Annotated in this window: 14 protein-coding genes and 1 pseudogene; 9 read left to right on the forward strand and 6 right to left on the reverse strand. The window is 58.3% G+C overall.

The features are described 5' to 3' along the window. Positions 1 to 121 precede the first annotated feature (121 nt). From ABVN21_RS02900 to arfB, 4 genes and pseudogenes are all read left to right on the forward strand, one after another. On the forward strand, positions 122 to 1,534 hold the full coding sequence (locus tag ABVN21_RS02900; protein WP_339553978.1) for an amino acid permease: 1,413 nt from the start codon (positions 122 to 124) through the stop codon (positions 1,532 to 1,534). A gap of 222 nt (positions 1,535 to 1,756) precedes the next feature. Beyond that, positions 1,757 to 2,257 (forward strand): annotated as a pseudogene (locus ABVN21_RS02905) (Hcp family type VI secretion system effector). 272 nt (positions 2,258 to 2,529) lie between these two features. Beyond that, a complete protein-coding gene (locus tag ABVN21_RS02910) occupies positions 2,530 to 2,952 on the forward strand; it encodes a DUF4225 domain-containing protein (protein ID WP_339553977.1) in 423 nt (140 codons plus the stop codon). Positions 2,953 to 3,376: 424 nt separating this feature from the next. Continuing rightward, positions 3,377 to 3,790: an alternative ribosome rescue aminoacyl-tRNA hydrolase ArfB gene (gene arfB / locus ABVN21_RS02915; protein ID WP_339553976.1), complete on the forward strand. Its 414-nt coding sequence runs from the start codon at positions 3,377 to 3,379 to the stop codon at positions 3,788 to 3,790. Here arfB and ABVN21_RS02920 read toward each other — a convergent pair. The 6 genes from ABVN21_RS02920 to phhA form a co-directional block, all read right to left on the reverse strand. Beyond that, entirely contained in the window at positions 3,787 to 4,986 is a 1,200-nt protein-coding gene (locus tag ABVN21_RS02920; protein ID WP_339553975.1) for an MFS transporter, read from the reverse strand. The two genes, arfB and ABVN21_RS02920, sit on opposite strands and share 4 nt — an antisense overlap. Positions 4,987 to 5,085: 99 nt before the next feature. Next, positions 5,086 to 5,271 (reverse strand): hypothetical protein, encoded by a 186-nt coding sequence (locus ABVN21_RS02925; RefSeq protein ID WP_056853044.1) that lies wholly within the window; start codon positions 5,269 to 5,271, stop codon positions 5,086 to 5,088. A 73-nt stretch (positions 5,272 to 5,344) separates the two neighbouring features. Next, positions 5,345 to 5,476 carry a hypothetical protein gene (locus ABVN21_RS02930; protein ID WP_339553974.1) on the reverse strand — a complete coding sequence of 44 codons (132 nt, stop codon included), beginning with the start codon at positions 5,474 to 5,476 and terminating at the stop codon, positions 5,345 to 5,347. A gap of 276 nt (positions 5,477 to 5,752) precedes the next feature. Then, positions 5,753 to 6,949, reverse strand: a complete 1,197-nt coding sequence (locus ABVN21_RS02935; RefSeq protein WP_339554059.1) for an amino acid aminotransferase — start codon at positions 6,947 to 6,949, stop codon at positions 5,753 to 5,755. Further along, the gene (locus tag ABVN21_RS02940) at positions 6,946 to 7,302 is read right to left on the reverse strand and encodes a 4a-hydroxytetrahydrobiopterin dehydratase (RefSeq protein ID WP_017337151.1); all 357 of its coding nucleotides are present in this window, start codon (positions 7,300 to 7,302) and stop codon (positions 6,946 to 6,948) included. The genes ABVN21_RS02935 and ABVN21_RS02940 overlap by 4 nt, the downstream gene beginning before the upstream one ends. 104 nt (positions 7,303 to 7,406) lie before the next feature. Beyond that, positions 7,407 to 8,198 carry a phenylalanine 4-monooxygenase gene (phhA, locus tag ABVN21_RS02945; protein WP_034146246.1) on the reverse strand — a complete coding sequence of 264 codons (792 nt, stop codon included), beginning with the start codon at positions 8,196 to 8,198 and terminating at the stop codon, positions 7,407 to 7,409. A 371-nt stretch (positions 8,199 to 8,569) separates the two neighbouring features. On the opposite strand from phhA, the gene ABVN21_RS02950 reads away from it, so the two are divergent. The 5 genes from ABVN21_RS02950 to ABVN21_RS02970 all read left to right on the forward strand — a co-directional run bounded on the left by ABVN21_RS02950 (position 8,570) and on the right by ABVN21_RS02970 (position 13,927). Then, the gene (locus tag ABVN21_RS02950) at positions 8,570 to 10,129 is read left to right on the forward strand and encodes a sigma-54-dependent transcriptional regulator (RefSeq protein WP_339553973.1); all 1,560 of its coding nucleotides are present in this window, start codon (positions 8,570 to 8,572) and stop codon (positions 10,127 to 10,129) included. A gap of 350 nt (positions 10,130 to 10,479) precedes the next feature. After that, positions 10,480 to 11,220, forward strand: coding sequence for a flagellar basal body rod protein FlgF (locus ABVN21_RS02955; RefSeq protein WP_339553972.1), 741 nt, complete (start codon positions 10,480 to 10,482; stop codon positions 11,218 to 11,220). A gap of 45 nt (positions 11,221 to 11,265) precedes the next feature. Further along, a complete protein-coding gene (gene flgG, locus ABVN21_RS02960) occupies positions 11,266 to 12,051 on the forward strand; it encodes a flagellar basal-body rod protein FlgG (RefSeq protein ID WP_339553971.1) in 786 nt (261 codons plus the stop codon). Between the two features lie 52 nt (positions 12,052 to 12,103). Then, a complete protein-coding gene (gene flgH / locus ABVN21_RS02965) occupies positions 12,104 to 12,799 on the forward strand; it encodes a flagellar basal body L-ring protein FlgH (protein WP_034146250.1) in 696 nt (231 codons plus the stop codon). An 18-nt stretch (positions 12,800 to 12,817) separates the two neighbouring features. Next, complete coding sequence (locus tag ABVN21_RS02970) at positions 12,818 to 13,927, forward strand: flagellar basal body P-ring protein FlgI (protein ID WP_339554058.1); 1,110 nt, start codon at positions 12,818 to 12,820, stop codon at positions 13,925 to 13,927. Positions 13,928 to 13,937 lie beyond the last annotated feature (10 nt).

Below are 13,937 nucleotides of genomic sequence, written 5' to 3' on the forward strand. Positions count from 1 at the left end.
GACCGTTGTAAATACGCTGAACTCCTGGTGCCTGCGCTGGGGTTTGATCGGTGCCGCTTAACGTCGTTTCCAAGCAGCAACGTCTATTGAACATCATCAAACCTTGCGTGAGACCCTTTTCATGAGTGGACAAAACTCGCATTCAGGCGAGCTGAAACGCGGCCTGAAGAATCGCCACATTCAACTGATTGCCTTAGGTGGCGCGATTGGTACCGGTTTGTTCCTCGGCTCGGCCGGGGTACTGAAATCCGCCGGTCCGTCGATGATCCTCGGCTACGCCATTTGCGGCTTCATTGCCTTCATGATCATGCGCCAACTGGGCGAAATGATCGTCGAAGAGCCGGTGGCCGGTTCCTTCAGCCACTTCGCGCACAAATACTGGGGCGGTTTCGCCGGTTTTCTGTCGGGCTGGAACTGCTGGATTCTGTACATTCTGGTGGGCATGTCGGAGCTGACCGCAGTCGGCAAATACATCCACTACTGGGCGCCGGACATCCCGACCTGGGCCAGCGCCGCCGCCTTCTTCGTGCTGATCAACGCGATCAACCTGGCCAACGTCAAAGTGTTTGGCGAGGCCGAGTTCTGGTTCGCGATCATCAAGGTCGTGGCGATTGTCGGCATGATTGGCCTGGGCAGCTATCTGCTGGTCAGCGGCAATGGTGGCCCGCAAGCGGCGGTCAGCAACCTGTGGTCCCACGGTGGCTTCTTCCCGAACGGCGTCAGCGGTCTGGTGATGGCCATGGCGATCATCATGTTCTCCTTCGGCGGCCTGGAAATGCTCGGTTTCACCGCAGCTGAAGCCGACAAGCCGAAAACCGTGATCCCGAAAGCGATCAACCAGGTGATCTACCGGATCCTGATTTTCTACATCGGTGCACTGGTTATCCTGCTGTCGCTGACACCATGGGACAGCCTGCTGACCACGTTGAACGCCTCCGGTGATTCCTACAGCGGTAGCCCGTTCGTGCAAGTGTTCTCGATGCTTGGCAGCAACACCGCTGCGCACATCCTCAACTTCGTGGTTCTAACGGCGGCGTTGTCGGTGTACAACAGCGGCACCTACTGCAACAGCCGCATGCTGCTGGGCATGGCCGAGCAGGGTGATGCGCCGAAAGCTCTGGCGAAAATCGACAAGCGCGGCGTGCCGGTGCGTTCGATCCTGGCTTCGGCCGCCGTGACGCTGATCGCGGTGCTGCTGAACTACCTGATCCCGCAACATGCGCTGGAACTGTTGATGTCGCTGGTCGTGGCAACCCTGGTGATCAACTGGGCGATGATCAGTTTCTCGCACTTCAAATTCCGCCAGCACATGAATAAGACCAAGCAAACGCCGCTGTTCAAGGCCCTGTGGTACCCGTATGGGAACTACGTTTGCCTGGCGTTCGTAGTGTTCATCCTCGGGGTGATGCTGTTGATTCCGGGGATCCAGATCTCGGTGTATGCGATTCCGGTGTGGGTCGTGTTCATGTGGGTTTGCTATGGCATCAAGAACAAGCGCGGTGCTCAACGCAACTTGCAGGCGGCGGTGGAGTAACTCCTCGCACAAACAACAAACCCGGCCATGTGCCGGGTTTTTTTGTTCTTGAAACTCTAACTTTCGTTTGCTCTGACGTCTGGATCCTACAGAGGCGGATATCGTTTACTACAGTAGTTTCGGAACTTTAAGCAAAACAGATTAATTCAGAGCTGGCCTACTCTTTGTCCGGTCCTGTTTGCCCTAGACTCTGGTGCTCTAAATAATCAAGGAGCACTGATTGTGGCTAGTAATAGTTACATGAGCATCACGGGAAAACGACAAGGCTTGATTTCAGCAGGTTGCTCAGGCCAAAGTTCTATCGGCAATAAATGCCAATTTGGCCATCAGGATGAAATCATGGTGTTGGCCTACTCCCACGATATGCTCACGGGTAATGACGGCAGCACTACAAGTGGTCGAGGCAAACACATGCCGATCATGATCACCAAGGCTATCGATAAATCATCGCCGCTGTTAGCGAGCGCGCTGCATGAGAGTGAAGAAGTCGAGTGCATCATCAATTTTTACCGCACGGGCTCGGCTGGAGGGCGAGAGCGTTATTACTCAATACATCTCTCAGGCGCGCGTATTGCACATATCAGTCAGCAAGTTCCCCACGCCATTCGCATGAACGACGCAGAGCCGCAGGAGTTGGTGTCGATTTGATATAGGGAAATTGCCTGGGCGCACGTTCCTGGTGCCACAAGTGCTTATAGTACTTGGGGGAATGAGGGTGAATGAGGAATCTTGCGATATTGCCGATGTGACTGGAGCAGCTTCTGATCTGGTGGCGGCGGGTTGCACTATTGGCATGACGCATTTTCCAGATGGGGTTACCCGGCTGCGCTTTAGTTTGATGGTTTCATCCTATGCGAATGAGGTGATTTCAAGCTGTTGATGAAGGGCTTGTCAGTGCCTGGCAGGGACTTGAGGCGTTAAGGGCGGAACATGAGGAGTTGTTGTCGAAGGCTCGGTTTTATCTTCAGAACGGGGTCGGGGTAGTGGCGGGTGCAATGCAGATTGAGGCTGGCATAGCCATTACGGGAATTTCGGGAGGCGCTGGGGTTGTGCCGGGTGCGCTTTTAATAGCTCATGGGGCTAATAATATTGCCGAAAGCGCGGCTAATATTTACAACGGTCCCGATGCACCTAGCGCTCAGGGGCCTATCCGGCAAGGCTATAAAGTTCTCTTTAAGGATAGTTATAAAGGGAATGTGGCGTATTACTCAACCGACTTGATTCTATCGGGCTTTGGGGCGTTTAGGGTTGTACGTAAGCCTGGTTCTGCGCAACTATTTAGATTCGATCCAATGAGTCATGAAAAGGCCTATCGGCAAGCTGGAGTTCTGGCATTGTTATTTGAGGGGCTGGCGGATTCGATAACCTTGAATATGATCGCTGAGGAAGTGCGGTCAAGGGAGAGTGTGGAAAACTGATTTTAGTAAGATTTTGGTTATGTCCAGCCACGCATCCTTGGCAAATAGAAGCGCAGACCCAATAGCGCAATAGGTATATACGTAGCTACATAGGAAATATCTAGGGAGCATCCCTCCAATGGGATTACTTCAGTAATTACCCAGACAACCGCTCCCGTGATTGGAATTGAGCAGCCTAGAACCAGTAAGGTAACCGCGAGGTGGTATCGAATGTTTTCAAAGTTCACTTTGACTAATTCTGTCCATTGGGGGGAAACCTTAGACTAGTATCACCATTAGAAACAATGCAACTTCCATTGTGTAAATCCGAAAACTCCGTAAGAAAAGTCAGGGTGCTTTCAGCGTTTCGCTTGTGCCCGTGATCATCTGCAATTCAGGACGACATTCGCGGTATCCTGAACGCCCCGAACCCGGACGCTTTTCCATGCTGGTGATTTCCAACAACGTGCATCTGCCGGATGCCGAGATCGAGTTGACGGCCATTCGCGCCCAGGGCGCCGGTGGGCAGAACGTCAACAAGGTCTCCAGCGCGGTGCACCTGCGTTTCGACATTCCGGCGTCGTCCTTGCCCGAGTTCTACAAGGAACGGCTGCTGGCGCTGCGCGACAGCCGCATCACCAGCGACGGCGTGTTGATCATCAAGGCCCAGCAATATCGGACACAGGAACAGAACCGCGCCGATGCGCTGGAGCGTCTGACGGAGTTGATTCTCAGCGCTACCAAAGTCGAAAAGAAACGCCGCCCGACCAAACCGACTCTCGGTTCGAAGACGCGTCGGCTTGAATCCAAAAGCAAACGCGGCAACATCAAGGCCGGGCGCGGCAAGGTGGATTTCTAACGGGTTTGCCTGGCTTCGCGGCTCTTTGGTGCCTGGCGGTAAAGGTAGATGCACAGGATCAAGCTGCTGACGGCGGCCAGCGCAGCGAACAGGAAAATCGACGCAAAACCAAAGCCCGATGCAACCGCACCCGCCAATGGCCCGGTGATCCCCAGCGACAAATCAATGAACAGTGAATAAGCACCGACCGCCGCGCCACGGCTCGACGCCGGAACCAGATTGACCGCCTCGACCCCCAGCGCCGGAAACACCAGCGAAAAGCCGAAACCGCTTAGCGCCGCGCCCGCCAGCGCCCAATGCGCGTCCGGCGCCAGCCACAGCAGTAACAATCCCAGGGTTTCCACCGAGAGGCAGGCGATCGCAACGCGAAAGCCGCCGAGGCGGTTGATCAGGTTGCCGAACAACAGCCGCGCGCCGATGAAGCTGGCGCCGAACAGGCTCAGGCACAGCACCGCGTTGTCCCAATGCTGGGTGGCGTAATACAGGGTGATGAACGTGGCGATGGTGCCGAAACCGATAGAGCCCAAGGCCAGTCCGCAGCCGTGGGGCAACACCCGCCCGAGCACGTGCATGAATGGCAAGCGCTCACCGACAACAATCGGCGCGGCGGTTTTCGGCCAGGCCAGCAGCAGCCCCAACGCGGCCAACAGCACAATGCTGACGCCCATGCTCCACAAACCCATCTGGCTGACAAGCAACACTCCCAGCGGTGCACCGATCGCCAGCGCGCCGTAACTGGCGATGCCGTTCCACGAGATGACCTTGGCAGTGTTCGCTGCGCCAACCCGGCCGATGCCCCAGCCAATTGAGCCGGAGCCCACCAGACTTTCAGCACTACCAAGCACCAGGCGGCCGATCAACAGGCTGATCAAACTCAGCATCGGCAGGCTTTGGGTCCAGGCCGAAATCAGCATGAATACACCGCTCAAGCCGCAACCGGCGAGGCCATACATCACCGCGAGTTTGCTGCCCTTGTTGTCGATGATTTTCCCGGCGTACGGGCGGCTGAGGAGGGTGGCGAGGTATTGCACACTGATCACCAGCCCGGCGATCACCGCGCCAAATCCGAGTTCACTGTGAACGTAGCCCGGCAGCACGGCGAGGGGTATGCCGATATTCAAGTAGCCAATAAAGGTAAACAGAACGATGGAGACAACTTGCAGCGTGACCGCCAGGGGGCGCTGGTTTTCAGACATGGGTAAAGGTCCACGGGAAAGCAGGATAGATAGGCTGCTCATGATAACGGCGTGAACGCGGGCGAGTTGTGAAAAAGTAAAACTATTTGCCGGGTGGTGTCACTCGGGCTTGGCAGGCGCTACCAGCTGCGTGGTGACCAATGCGGCCAAGGCATTTTCTTCAGTGCCGAAGCGGGCAAGCAATGCGGCCTGTTTTTCGGGGGAGAGGCGATTCCAGATCTCGATCATTTTCTCGGCGGTGCCGATCAGGACGCTGGCTTGCGCTTCGCTGAATTCATCGGTCATGGGGGCGCTCTCGTTTCAGGCAGTGTGGAAAGCGCATGTTAGCGCTTTCCACACGGTCTGTACGGCGGGTGTTTCAGTCTTCGCTGTCAGCCTGGCGGCTGTCAGTGGCTTCTTTCGGCTCGGGCTGTTGGGCGCCGGCTTGTTGCGTGGTCGTCTGCTCAGGTACGTGCAGGCTTGGGAAGGGGAGATTAGGAATCTCGTGCATGGTTGCGCTCCTCGCTAAGTCTGTTGATAGATCTGGTAGATCCGCGCTTTTAAAAAGCCTCGGCAGGATACAGCACTGAAAATGACAAACAGACTTTTATATCCATTTGTTTCGACAGACGGGGTTGTATAGACAGATCGGTAGGAGAGCCAACACAAAACAAATGTGGGAGCGAGCCTGCTAGCGATAGCGGAGTGTCATTCAACGGTGATGTTGATTGATAAACCGCTATCGCGAGCAGGCTCGCTCCCACAGGGGTGTTGCATTGCTTGAGGATTACTTGCAGACGCTGGCAATCGCCTCGGCCAACAAATCCAGGCGCGTGGCATCAATCCCCGCCACGTTGGCCCGACCTGAATTGACCATGTACACGCTGTGATGATCGCGCAGGTTTTTCACTTGCTCAGGCGTCAACCCGGTGTAGGAAAACATCCCGCGCTGCAGCCCAATGTGCGCAAAGCGCTCGCGCAAACCGTGAGGCTCCAGCGCCTCGACCAGACCGCTGCGCAGTTGGGCGATGCGCAGGCGCATGGTTTCCACTTCGTCGGCCCATAGGCTTTTCAGCTCCGGGTCACCGAGGATGGTTGCCACCACGGCGGCGCCGTGATCCGGTGGCGTCGACCACAGGTTGCGGGCGATGTTGGCCAGTTGGCTGCGGATGTCGGTCAGCTTGTCGGCGTTTTTCGCGCAGACAATCAGCGCCCCGGTGCGGTCGCGGTACAAGCCGAAGTTTTTCGAGCAGGAACTGGTGATCAGCATTTCCGGCAATTCGGCGGCGAACAGCCGGGTCGACCAGGCGTCCTGCTCCAGGCCGTCGCCGAAGCCCTGGTAGGCGAAGTCGATCAGTGGCAACAGTTCCCGCCGACGCACCACGTCCAGCACTCGACGCCAATCGTCGTGAGACAGATCGAACCCGGTCGGGTTGTGGCAGCAGGCGTGCAGCAATACCACGTCGCCCTTGGGTGCTTCGTTGAGCACCGCGAGCATCGCGTCGACATCCAGACGGTTGTCGCTGCCCACGTACGGGTAGTGGCTGACATTGACCTTGGCCGCCGCGAAAATGGTTTCGTGGATAGGCCAGGTCGGGTTGCTCAACCACACGCCACGGCCCGGCAGGCACTGGGCGATGAAGTCCGCACTCAGGCGCAATGCGCCCGTGCCGCCCGGTGTCTGGGTGGCGCCGGCGCGTTGTTCGCTGATCAGCTTCGAGTCGGCGCCGAGCACCAGCTCACTGATGACCTTGCCGAAGGCCGCGTCGCCATGACCGCCGATGTAGGTTTTGGTGGTCTGGCGATCCACCAGTCGCGCCTCGGCAAGTTTCACCGCCTGGGGAATCGAGGTCAGGCCCTGGGCGTCTTTGTAGACTCCCACGCCGAGGTCGAATTTGCGCGGGTTGGAGTCCTGCGCATAGGCCTCCATCAGACCGAGGATCGGGTCGCCGGGCACCCGGCCGATGGCGTCGAAATGCATTATTTGCGGCCCTCGGCGTCCTTGGCCACTTCGTCAGTGCGCGCGGCCATGATGAAGTCGTTGCGGTGCAGGCCTTTGATCGAGTGGCTCCACCAGGTCACGGTGACTTTGCCCCACTCGGTCAGCAGGCCAGGGTGGTGACCTTCGGCCTCGGAGATTTCACCGACGGCATTGGTGAACGCCAGGGCGTGTTTGAAATTCTTGAACAGGAAGACTTTTTCCAGCTGCATGATGCTGTCGCGCACTTCGATGTTCCAGTCCGGGATCTGCTTGATCAGTACCGGCAGTTCTTCGTCGCTGACTTGTGGGGCATCGGCGCGGCAGGCTTCGCAATGGGCTTGGTTCAATGTGGACATGATGAGTTCCTGAAATCGAATAAATGGAAATCGGCCGTCAGTATCACCACGCTAAAGCAAAGCGACGGTTCCTGACAGGCTCACTTGATCTTAAAAGTCGCGGATCACGCCGCTTTCGGTTTTGGCGGAAACTTCGGTGTGTGCAGGCCCATCTGCATCGCTTGCTTGACCATGCCCATGATGTCTTCATGGGCCAGGTCGAACAGGCGCTTGAGGTTCGGCAGCGCGAAATACAGGGGTTGCAGGATGTCGATGCGGTACGGCGTGCGCATGCATTCCAGCGGATCGAATGCCTGATGCTCAGGCTCGTCTGACAGGCAATAAACGGTTTCTTTCGGTGAAGACAGAATGCCGCCGCCGTAGATGCGCTGGCCTTGCGGGGTATCGACCAGGCCGAACTCGATGGTCATCCAGTACAGGCGCGCCAGGTACACCCGTTCTTCCTTGGAAGCCTGTAGGCCAAGTTTGCCGTAAGTGTGGGTAAATTCGGCGAACCAGGGATTGGTCAGTAGCGGGCAGTGACCGAAGATCTCGTGGAAAATGTCCGGCTCTTGCAGGTAGTCCAGTTCTTCGCGGGTCCGAATAAACGTGGCTACTGGAAACTGCTTGCTGGCGAGCAATTCAAAAAAAGTCTGGAAGGGGATCAGCGCCGGGACACGGGCGACCTGCCAGCCGGTGGTTTCACCGAGAACCTTGTTGATCTCGCCCAGTTGAGGAATGCGGTCGTGGGGCAGACCGAGTTTTTCGATACCGTCCAGGTATTCCTGGCACGCACGCCCTTCGATCACTTTCAATTGGCGAGTGATCAGCGTGTTCCACACCGCGTGTTCTTCGGCGGGGTAGTCGATAAAACCTTGCGCATCGGGCTCGCGAGCCACGTATTGCGTCTGCTTCATGCTGCTCTCCTGCTAAGGGATTTCGTTCTTGTTATGTGCTGCTATGGACCTAGAAATACCCCATGAATTGCAGTGTTGCAGCCGGGGATACGCGCATTGCGTAGGAAAAATCCCGGATATTCGTAAAGTTTTCGTTACGAATCGATAGGCGTCGCGTAGTTGCTGAGATTTGCGGGTTTGAAAAGCGTCATGACTGTCACATAATCTTGACGACTATCTGCGTGCCTTGGCAGAAAAGTCAGGCGCTAAACATGTGGGAGCCAGCCTGCTGGCGATAGCGGCGTGTCATTCGACATCAATATTGCCTGATGCGATGCCATCGCCAGCAGGCTGGCTCCCACAGGTCAAACATCGTTTATCAGGTCTTTCACATGCGAATCAAAGTCCACTGCCAGAACCGCATCGGCATCCTGCGCGACATTCTCAACCTGCTGGTGGAGTACGGCATCAACGTCGCGCGCGGTGAGGTGGGCGGCGAGCATGGCAACGCGATTTACCTGCACTGTCCGAACTTGATCAACATTCAGTTCCAGGCGTTGCGTCCGAAATTCGAGGCGATTACCGGGGTTTTTGGCGTCAAGCGTGTAGGACTGATGCCCAGCGAACGTCGGCATATGGAACTCAATGCGTTGCTCGGCGCCCTGGAGTTTCCGGTGTTGTCGATCGACATGGGGGGTTCCATCGTCGCGGCTAACCGGGCGGCGGCTCAGTTGCTGGGCGTGCGAGTCGATGAAGTGCCGGGGATTCCGTTGTCCCGTTATGCCGAAGACTTCGACTTGCCGGAACTGGTGCGTGCCAACAAATCGCGGATCAACGGGCTGCGGGTCAAGGTCAAAGGCGACGTGTTTCTGGCCGACATTGCGCCACTGCAATCGGAACATGATGACAGTGAAGCCATGGCCGGTGCGGTACTGACGCTGCACCGCGCCGACCGCGTGGGCGAACGCATCTATAACGTCCGCAAGCAGGAATTGCGCGGCTTCGACAGCATCTTCCAGAGTTCGAAAGTCATGGCGGCGGTGGTGCGCGAAGCTCGGCGCATGGCCCCGCTCGACGCGCCACTATTGATAGAAGGTGAAACCGGAACCGGTAAAGAACTGTTGGCGCGCGCCTGCCACTTGGCCAGTCCGCGCGGGCAGTCACCCTTGATGGCGCTCAACTGCGCCGGTCTGCCGGAATCCATGGCCGAGACTGAACTGTTCGGCTACGGCCCGGGCGCCTTCGAAGGGGCGCGGGCCGAAGGCAAGCTCGGGCTGTTGGAACTGACGGCGGGCGGTACGCTGTTTCTCGATGGTGTCGGGGAAATGAGCCCGCGCTTGCAGGTGAAACTGCTGCGTTTCCTGCAGGACGGATGCTTCCGGCGTGTAGGCAGTGACGAAGAGGTTTATCTCGATGTGCGGGTGATCTGTGCGACTCAGGTCGACTTGTCCGAGTTGTGCGCCCGTGGCGAGTTTCGTCAGGACCTCTATCACCGCTTGAACGTGTTGTCGTTGCACATCCCGCCGCTGCGCGAATGCCTCGACGGTTTGACGCCGCTGGTGGAGCATTTCCTCGACCAGGCCAGTCGGCAGATCGGCTGCCCGCTGCCGAAACTCGCACCGGCGGCCATGGACCGGCTCAGTCATTACCACTGGCCGGGCAACGTGCGGCAGTTGGAGAACGTGCTATTCCAGGCGGTTTCCCTGTGCGAGGGCGGGACGGTCAAGGCCGAGCACATTCGCTTGCCGGATTACGGCGTGCGTCAGCCGCTTGGCGATTTCTCGCTAGAGGGTGGGCTGGACGAGATTGTCGGGCGCTTCGAGAAAGCGGTGCTGGAGCGCTTGTATTCCGAGCATCCGAGCAGTCGGCAATTGGGTAAGCGGTTGGGGGTTTCCCATACGACCATTGCCAATAAGTTGCGCGATTATGAGGTGGGCAAGGACAACACCTGACCCTGTGGCGAGGGTGCTTGCTCCCGCTCGGGCGCGAAGCGGCCGCAAAGAGAGCCTGCGCGATCTGCCAGTAGAAATTCGGTCAGCCATTTTGGGGCTGCTTTGCAGCCCAGCGGGAGCAAGCTCCCGCCACAGGTGTTTGTGTTGCTGCAACAGGTCAAGCCTTGCCACTTAACGGCATAACACCGCCGGTTTTTCGTCTCTGATACAAATCCTCTGCACCCCCTCCATCTCCCCAAGTCCTTTGTTTGCCGGGCTCAACGCCTGCAAAAACAAGTTGGTCTGCAAATTGCTTATGCCTCGTCAGTACAGCAGTGGGCGGCAAACGTCCGGCAGGCAGAGGAAAGATTGTGGACAAGTACCTTTATGTGGCAATGACCGGCGCCAGCCAGAATGCACTGGCGCAAAAAGCTCATGCCAACAACCTCGCGAACATATCCACCAACGGCTTCCAGAAAGACTTGGAGCAAGCCCGTTCGATGCCGGTGTTCGGTGACAGCTTTCCGGCGCGTGCGTTTGCCATGTCCGAACGCCCGGCCACCGATTTTTCCCCTGGCAGCCTGGTAGAAACCGGCCGCGACCTCGATGTCGCCGTGCAAGGCAGCGGCTGGCTGGCGGTGCAGACCCCTGATGGTGGTGAAAGCTACGTGCGCACCGGCAGTCTGGTGGTCGACGCCCTCGGCGTACTGCGCGCCGGCAACGGTATGCCGGTGATCGGCAATGGCGGACCGATTGCCGTGCCGCCCGAGCAACAAATTGAAGTGGGCGAAGACGGCACCATCAGCATTCGTGCGATGGGTGAAGGACCGCGCGTCATGGCGGAAGTTGACCGCATCAAGCTGGTCAACCCGGACATCAAGAACATGACCAAAGGCCTGGACGGTTCGATCCACACCAAGGATGGCCAGCCGGCGCAAGCCGATGCCAACGTCAAACTGGTGTCCGGGTTCCTCGAGTCGAGCAACGTCAACGCTGTGGAAGAGATGACTTCGGTACTGGCCTTGTCCAAGCAGTTCGAGCTGCACATCAAGATGATGAACACCGCCAAAGACGATGACCAGGCCATGGCTCGGGTCTTGCAGATCAGCTAATTATCAGAACGTTGCGCCGTAAAACAGGCGCACGAGGAGAATCGAATGCTTCCGGCTCTATGGGTTGCCAAAACCGGTCTGTCCGCCCAGGACACCAACCTGACCACCATTTCCAACAACCTGGCCAACGTCTCGACCACGGGTTTCAAACGTGACCGCGCCGAGTTCCAGGACCTGCTCTATCAGATCAAGCGTCAGCCAGGCGCCCAGTCGACCCAGGACAGCGAACTGCCGTCGGGTCTGCAATTGGGTACCGGTGTGCGCATTGTCGGCACCCAGAAAAACTTCAGCGCCGGCAGCCTGCAAACCACCGAGCAGCCATTGGACATGGCCATCGACGGTCGTGGTTTCTTCCAGATCCTGCAACCGGACGGCACCACGTCCTACACCCGTGATGGTACGTTCCACCTGGACTCCAACGGCCAGATCGTCAACGCCAGCGGCTTCGCCCTGGAACCGGCGATTGTCATCCCGAACGATGCCCAGACCTTCACCGTCGGCAAGGACGGCACCGTCTCCATTACCGTGGCCGGCAACCCGGCGTCCCAGGTGATCGGCAACTTGCAAACCGCCGACTTCATCAACCCGGCCGGCCTGCAAGCCGTGGGCAACAACCTGTTCCTGGAAACCGCCGCCAGTGGTGCGCCGCAAGTCGGCACGCCTGGCCTGGCCGGTTTCGGTACCACACTGCAGAACACCCTGGAAACCTCCAACGTCAGCACCGTTGAGGAGATGGTCAACATGATCACCACTCAGCGCGCCTACGAGATGAACTCCAAGGTGATCTCCACCGCCGACCAGATGCTCTCGTTCGTAACGCAGAATCTGTAATCAAGTCTATGAGGCGGCCACGAGGTCGCCTGCAACACCGTGAGGTAGGGTCATGAATCGCTTCGTCTCTGTTCTGGCACTGAGTGGGATTACCGCGCTCGCAGGCTGCGTGCCTGTGACGCCCAAGCCTAATGACCCTTACTACGCCCCGGTGTTGCCGCGCACGCCGCTGCCGGCTGCCGCGAATAACGGCTCGATCTACCAGGCCGGTTTCGAACAAAACCTCTACAGCGACCGAAAGGCGTTTCGGGTCGGTGACATCATCACCATCACCCTGAACGAGAAGACCCAGGCCAGCAAAAACGCCAACTCGCAGATCGACAAGACCAGCAAGACCGGCATTGGCCTGACCTCGCTGTTCGGTAGCAGCGCCACCACCAACAACCCGTTTGGCAGCAACGACCTGAGCTTGAGCGCCAGCTATGAAGGCGATCGCGCAACCAAGGGCGACAGCAAGGCCGGGCAGGGCAACAGCCTGACCGGTTCGATCACCGTGACGGTCGCTGACGTCTTGCCCAACGGCATCATCGCCGTGCGCGGCGAGAAGTGGCTGACCCTCAATACCGGCGACGAACTGGTACGGATTGCCGGCCTGGTTCGCGCCGATGACATCGCCACTGATAACACCGTGTCGTCGACCCGTGTCGCCGATGCGCGCATCACCTATTCGGGTACCGGCTCGTTTGCCGATGCGAGTCAGCCAGGCTGGTTCGACCGTTTCTTCCTCAGCCCGCTGTTCCCTTTCTAGGTGGCTTTCCAGTTGAGCATGTTGAACTTCAAACACCTGATGGTGGCCGCCCTGATGCTGTCCGCAGCCTTCAATGCTCAAGCCGAGCGGCTGAAGGATATCGCCAGTATTTCCGGCGTGCGTTCCAACCAATTGATCGGATACGGCCTGGTGGTCGGGCTTAACGGCACCGGCGACCAGACGACGCAAACCCCGTTCACCCTGCAGACCTTCAACAACATGCTCTCGCAGTTCGGCATCAAGGTGCCGCCGGGCTCGGGCAACGTGCAGTTGAAGAACGTCGCGGCGGTGTCGATCAGTGCCGATTTACCGCCATTCGCCAAGCCGGGCCAACAAGTCGACATCACCGTATCGTCCATCGGTAACTCCAAGAGCCTGCGCGGCGGTACGTTGCTGCTGACGCCGCTCAAGGGCATCGACGGCAACGTCTACGCGGTCGCCCAGGGCAACCTGGTAGTCGGCGGTTTCGATGCTGAAGGTCGAGACGGTTCGAAGATCACCGTCAACGTTCCGTCGGCCGGTCGCATCCCGGGTGGTGCATCGGTCGAGCGAGCGGTGCCGAGCGGTTTCAATCAGGGCAACAGCCTGACCTTGAACCTCAACCGTTCCGACTTCACCACGGCCAAGCGCATCGTCGACAAGATCAACAACATGCTCGGCCCTGGCGTGGCCCAGGCCATCGACGGCGGTTCGATTCGCGTCAGCGCGCCGCTGGATCCGAGCCAGCGTGTCGACTACCTGTCGATCCTGGAAAACCTCGAAATCGATCCAGGTCAGGCGGTGGCGAAAGTCATCATCAACTCCCGGACCGGCACCATCGTGATCGGCCAGAACGTCAAGGTTTCACCGGCCGCCGTGACCCACGGCAGCCTGACCGTCACCATCACCGAAGACCCGATCGTCAGTCAGCCAGGCCCGTTGTCCAACGGTCAGACAGCGGTCGTGCCACGCTCGCGGGTCAACGCCGAGCAGGAGGCCAAGCCGATGTTCAAGTTCGGCCCGGGCACCACCCTCGACGAAATCGTCCGTGCGGTGAACCAGGTCGGCGCGGCGCCGGGTGACTTGATGGCGATTCTCGAAGCACTGAAACAGGCCGGCGCCTTGCAAGCCGACCTGATCGTGATCTGAGGACGGCGAG

This window comes from Pseudomonas sp. MYb327, from assembly GCF_040438925.1.
Lineage (GTDB): Bacteria > Pseudomonadota > Gammaproteobacteria > Pseudomonadales > Pseudomonadaceae > Aquipseudomonas.

Bases quoted from the DNA above. Each gene is read 5' to 3' on its own strand.
- ABVN21_RS02900 (WP_339553978.1), top strand. From the start codon at position 122: ATGAGTGGACAAAACTCGCATTCAGGCGAGCTGAAACGCGGCCTGAAG.
- ABVN21_RS02910 (WP_339553977.1), top strand. From the start codon at position 2,530: ATGCAGATTGAGGCTGGCATAGCCATTACGGGAATTTCGGGAGGCGCT.
- arfB (WP_339553976.1), top strand. From the start codon at position 3,377: ATGCTGGTGATTTCCAACAACGTGCATCTGCCGGATGCCGAGATCGAG.
- ABVN21_RS02920 (WP_339553975.1), bottom strand. From the start codon at position 4,986: ATGTCTGAAAACCAGCGCCCCCTGGCGGTCACGCTGCAAGTTGTCTCC.
- ABVN21_RS02925 (WP_056853044.1), bottom strand. From the start codon at position 5,271: ATGACCGATGAATTCAGCGAAGCGCAAGCCAGCGTCCTGATCGGCACC.
- ABVN21_RS02930 (WP_339553974.1), bottom strand. From the start codon at position 5,476: ATGCACGAGATTCCTAATCTCCCCTTCCCAAGCCTGCACGTACCTGAG.
- ABVN21_RS02940 (WP_017337151.1), bottom strand. From the start codon at position 7,302: ATGTCCACATTGAACCAAGCCCATTGCGAAGCCTGCCGCGCCGATGCC.
- phhA (WP_034146246.1), bottom strand. From the start codon at position 8,198: ATGAAGCAGACGCAATACGTGGCTCGCGAGCCCGATGCGCAAGGTTTT.
- ABVN21_RS02950 (WP_339553973.1), top strand. From the start codon at position 8,570: ATGCGAATCAAAGTCCACTGCCAGAACCGCATCGGCATCCTGCGCGAC.
- flgG (WP_339553971.1), top strand. From the start codon at position 11,266: ATGCTTCCGGCTCTATGGGTTGCCAAAACCGGTCTGTCCGCCCAGGAC.
- flgH (WP_034146250.1), top strand. From the start codon at position 12,104: ATGAATCGCTTCGTCTCTGTTCTGGCACTGAGTGGGATTACCGCGCTC.
- ABVN21_RS02970 (WP_339554058.1), top strand. From the start codon at position 12,818: ATGTTGAACTTCAAACACCTGATGGTGGCCGCCCTGATGCTGTCCGCA.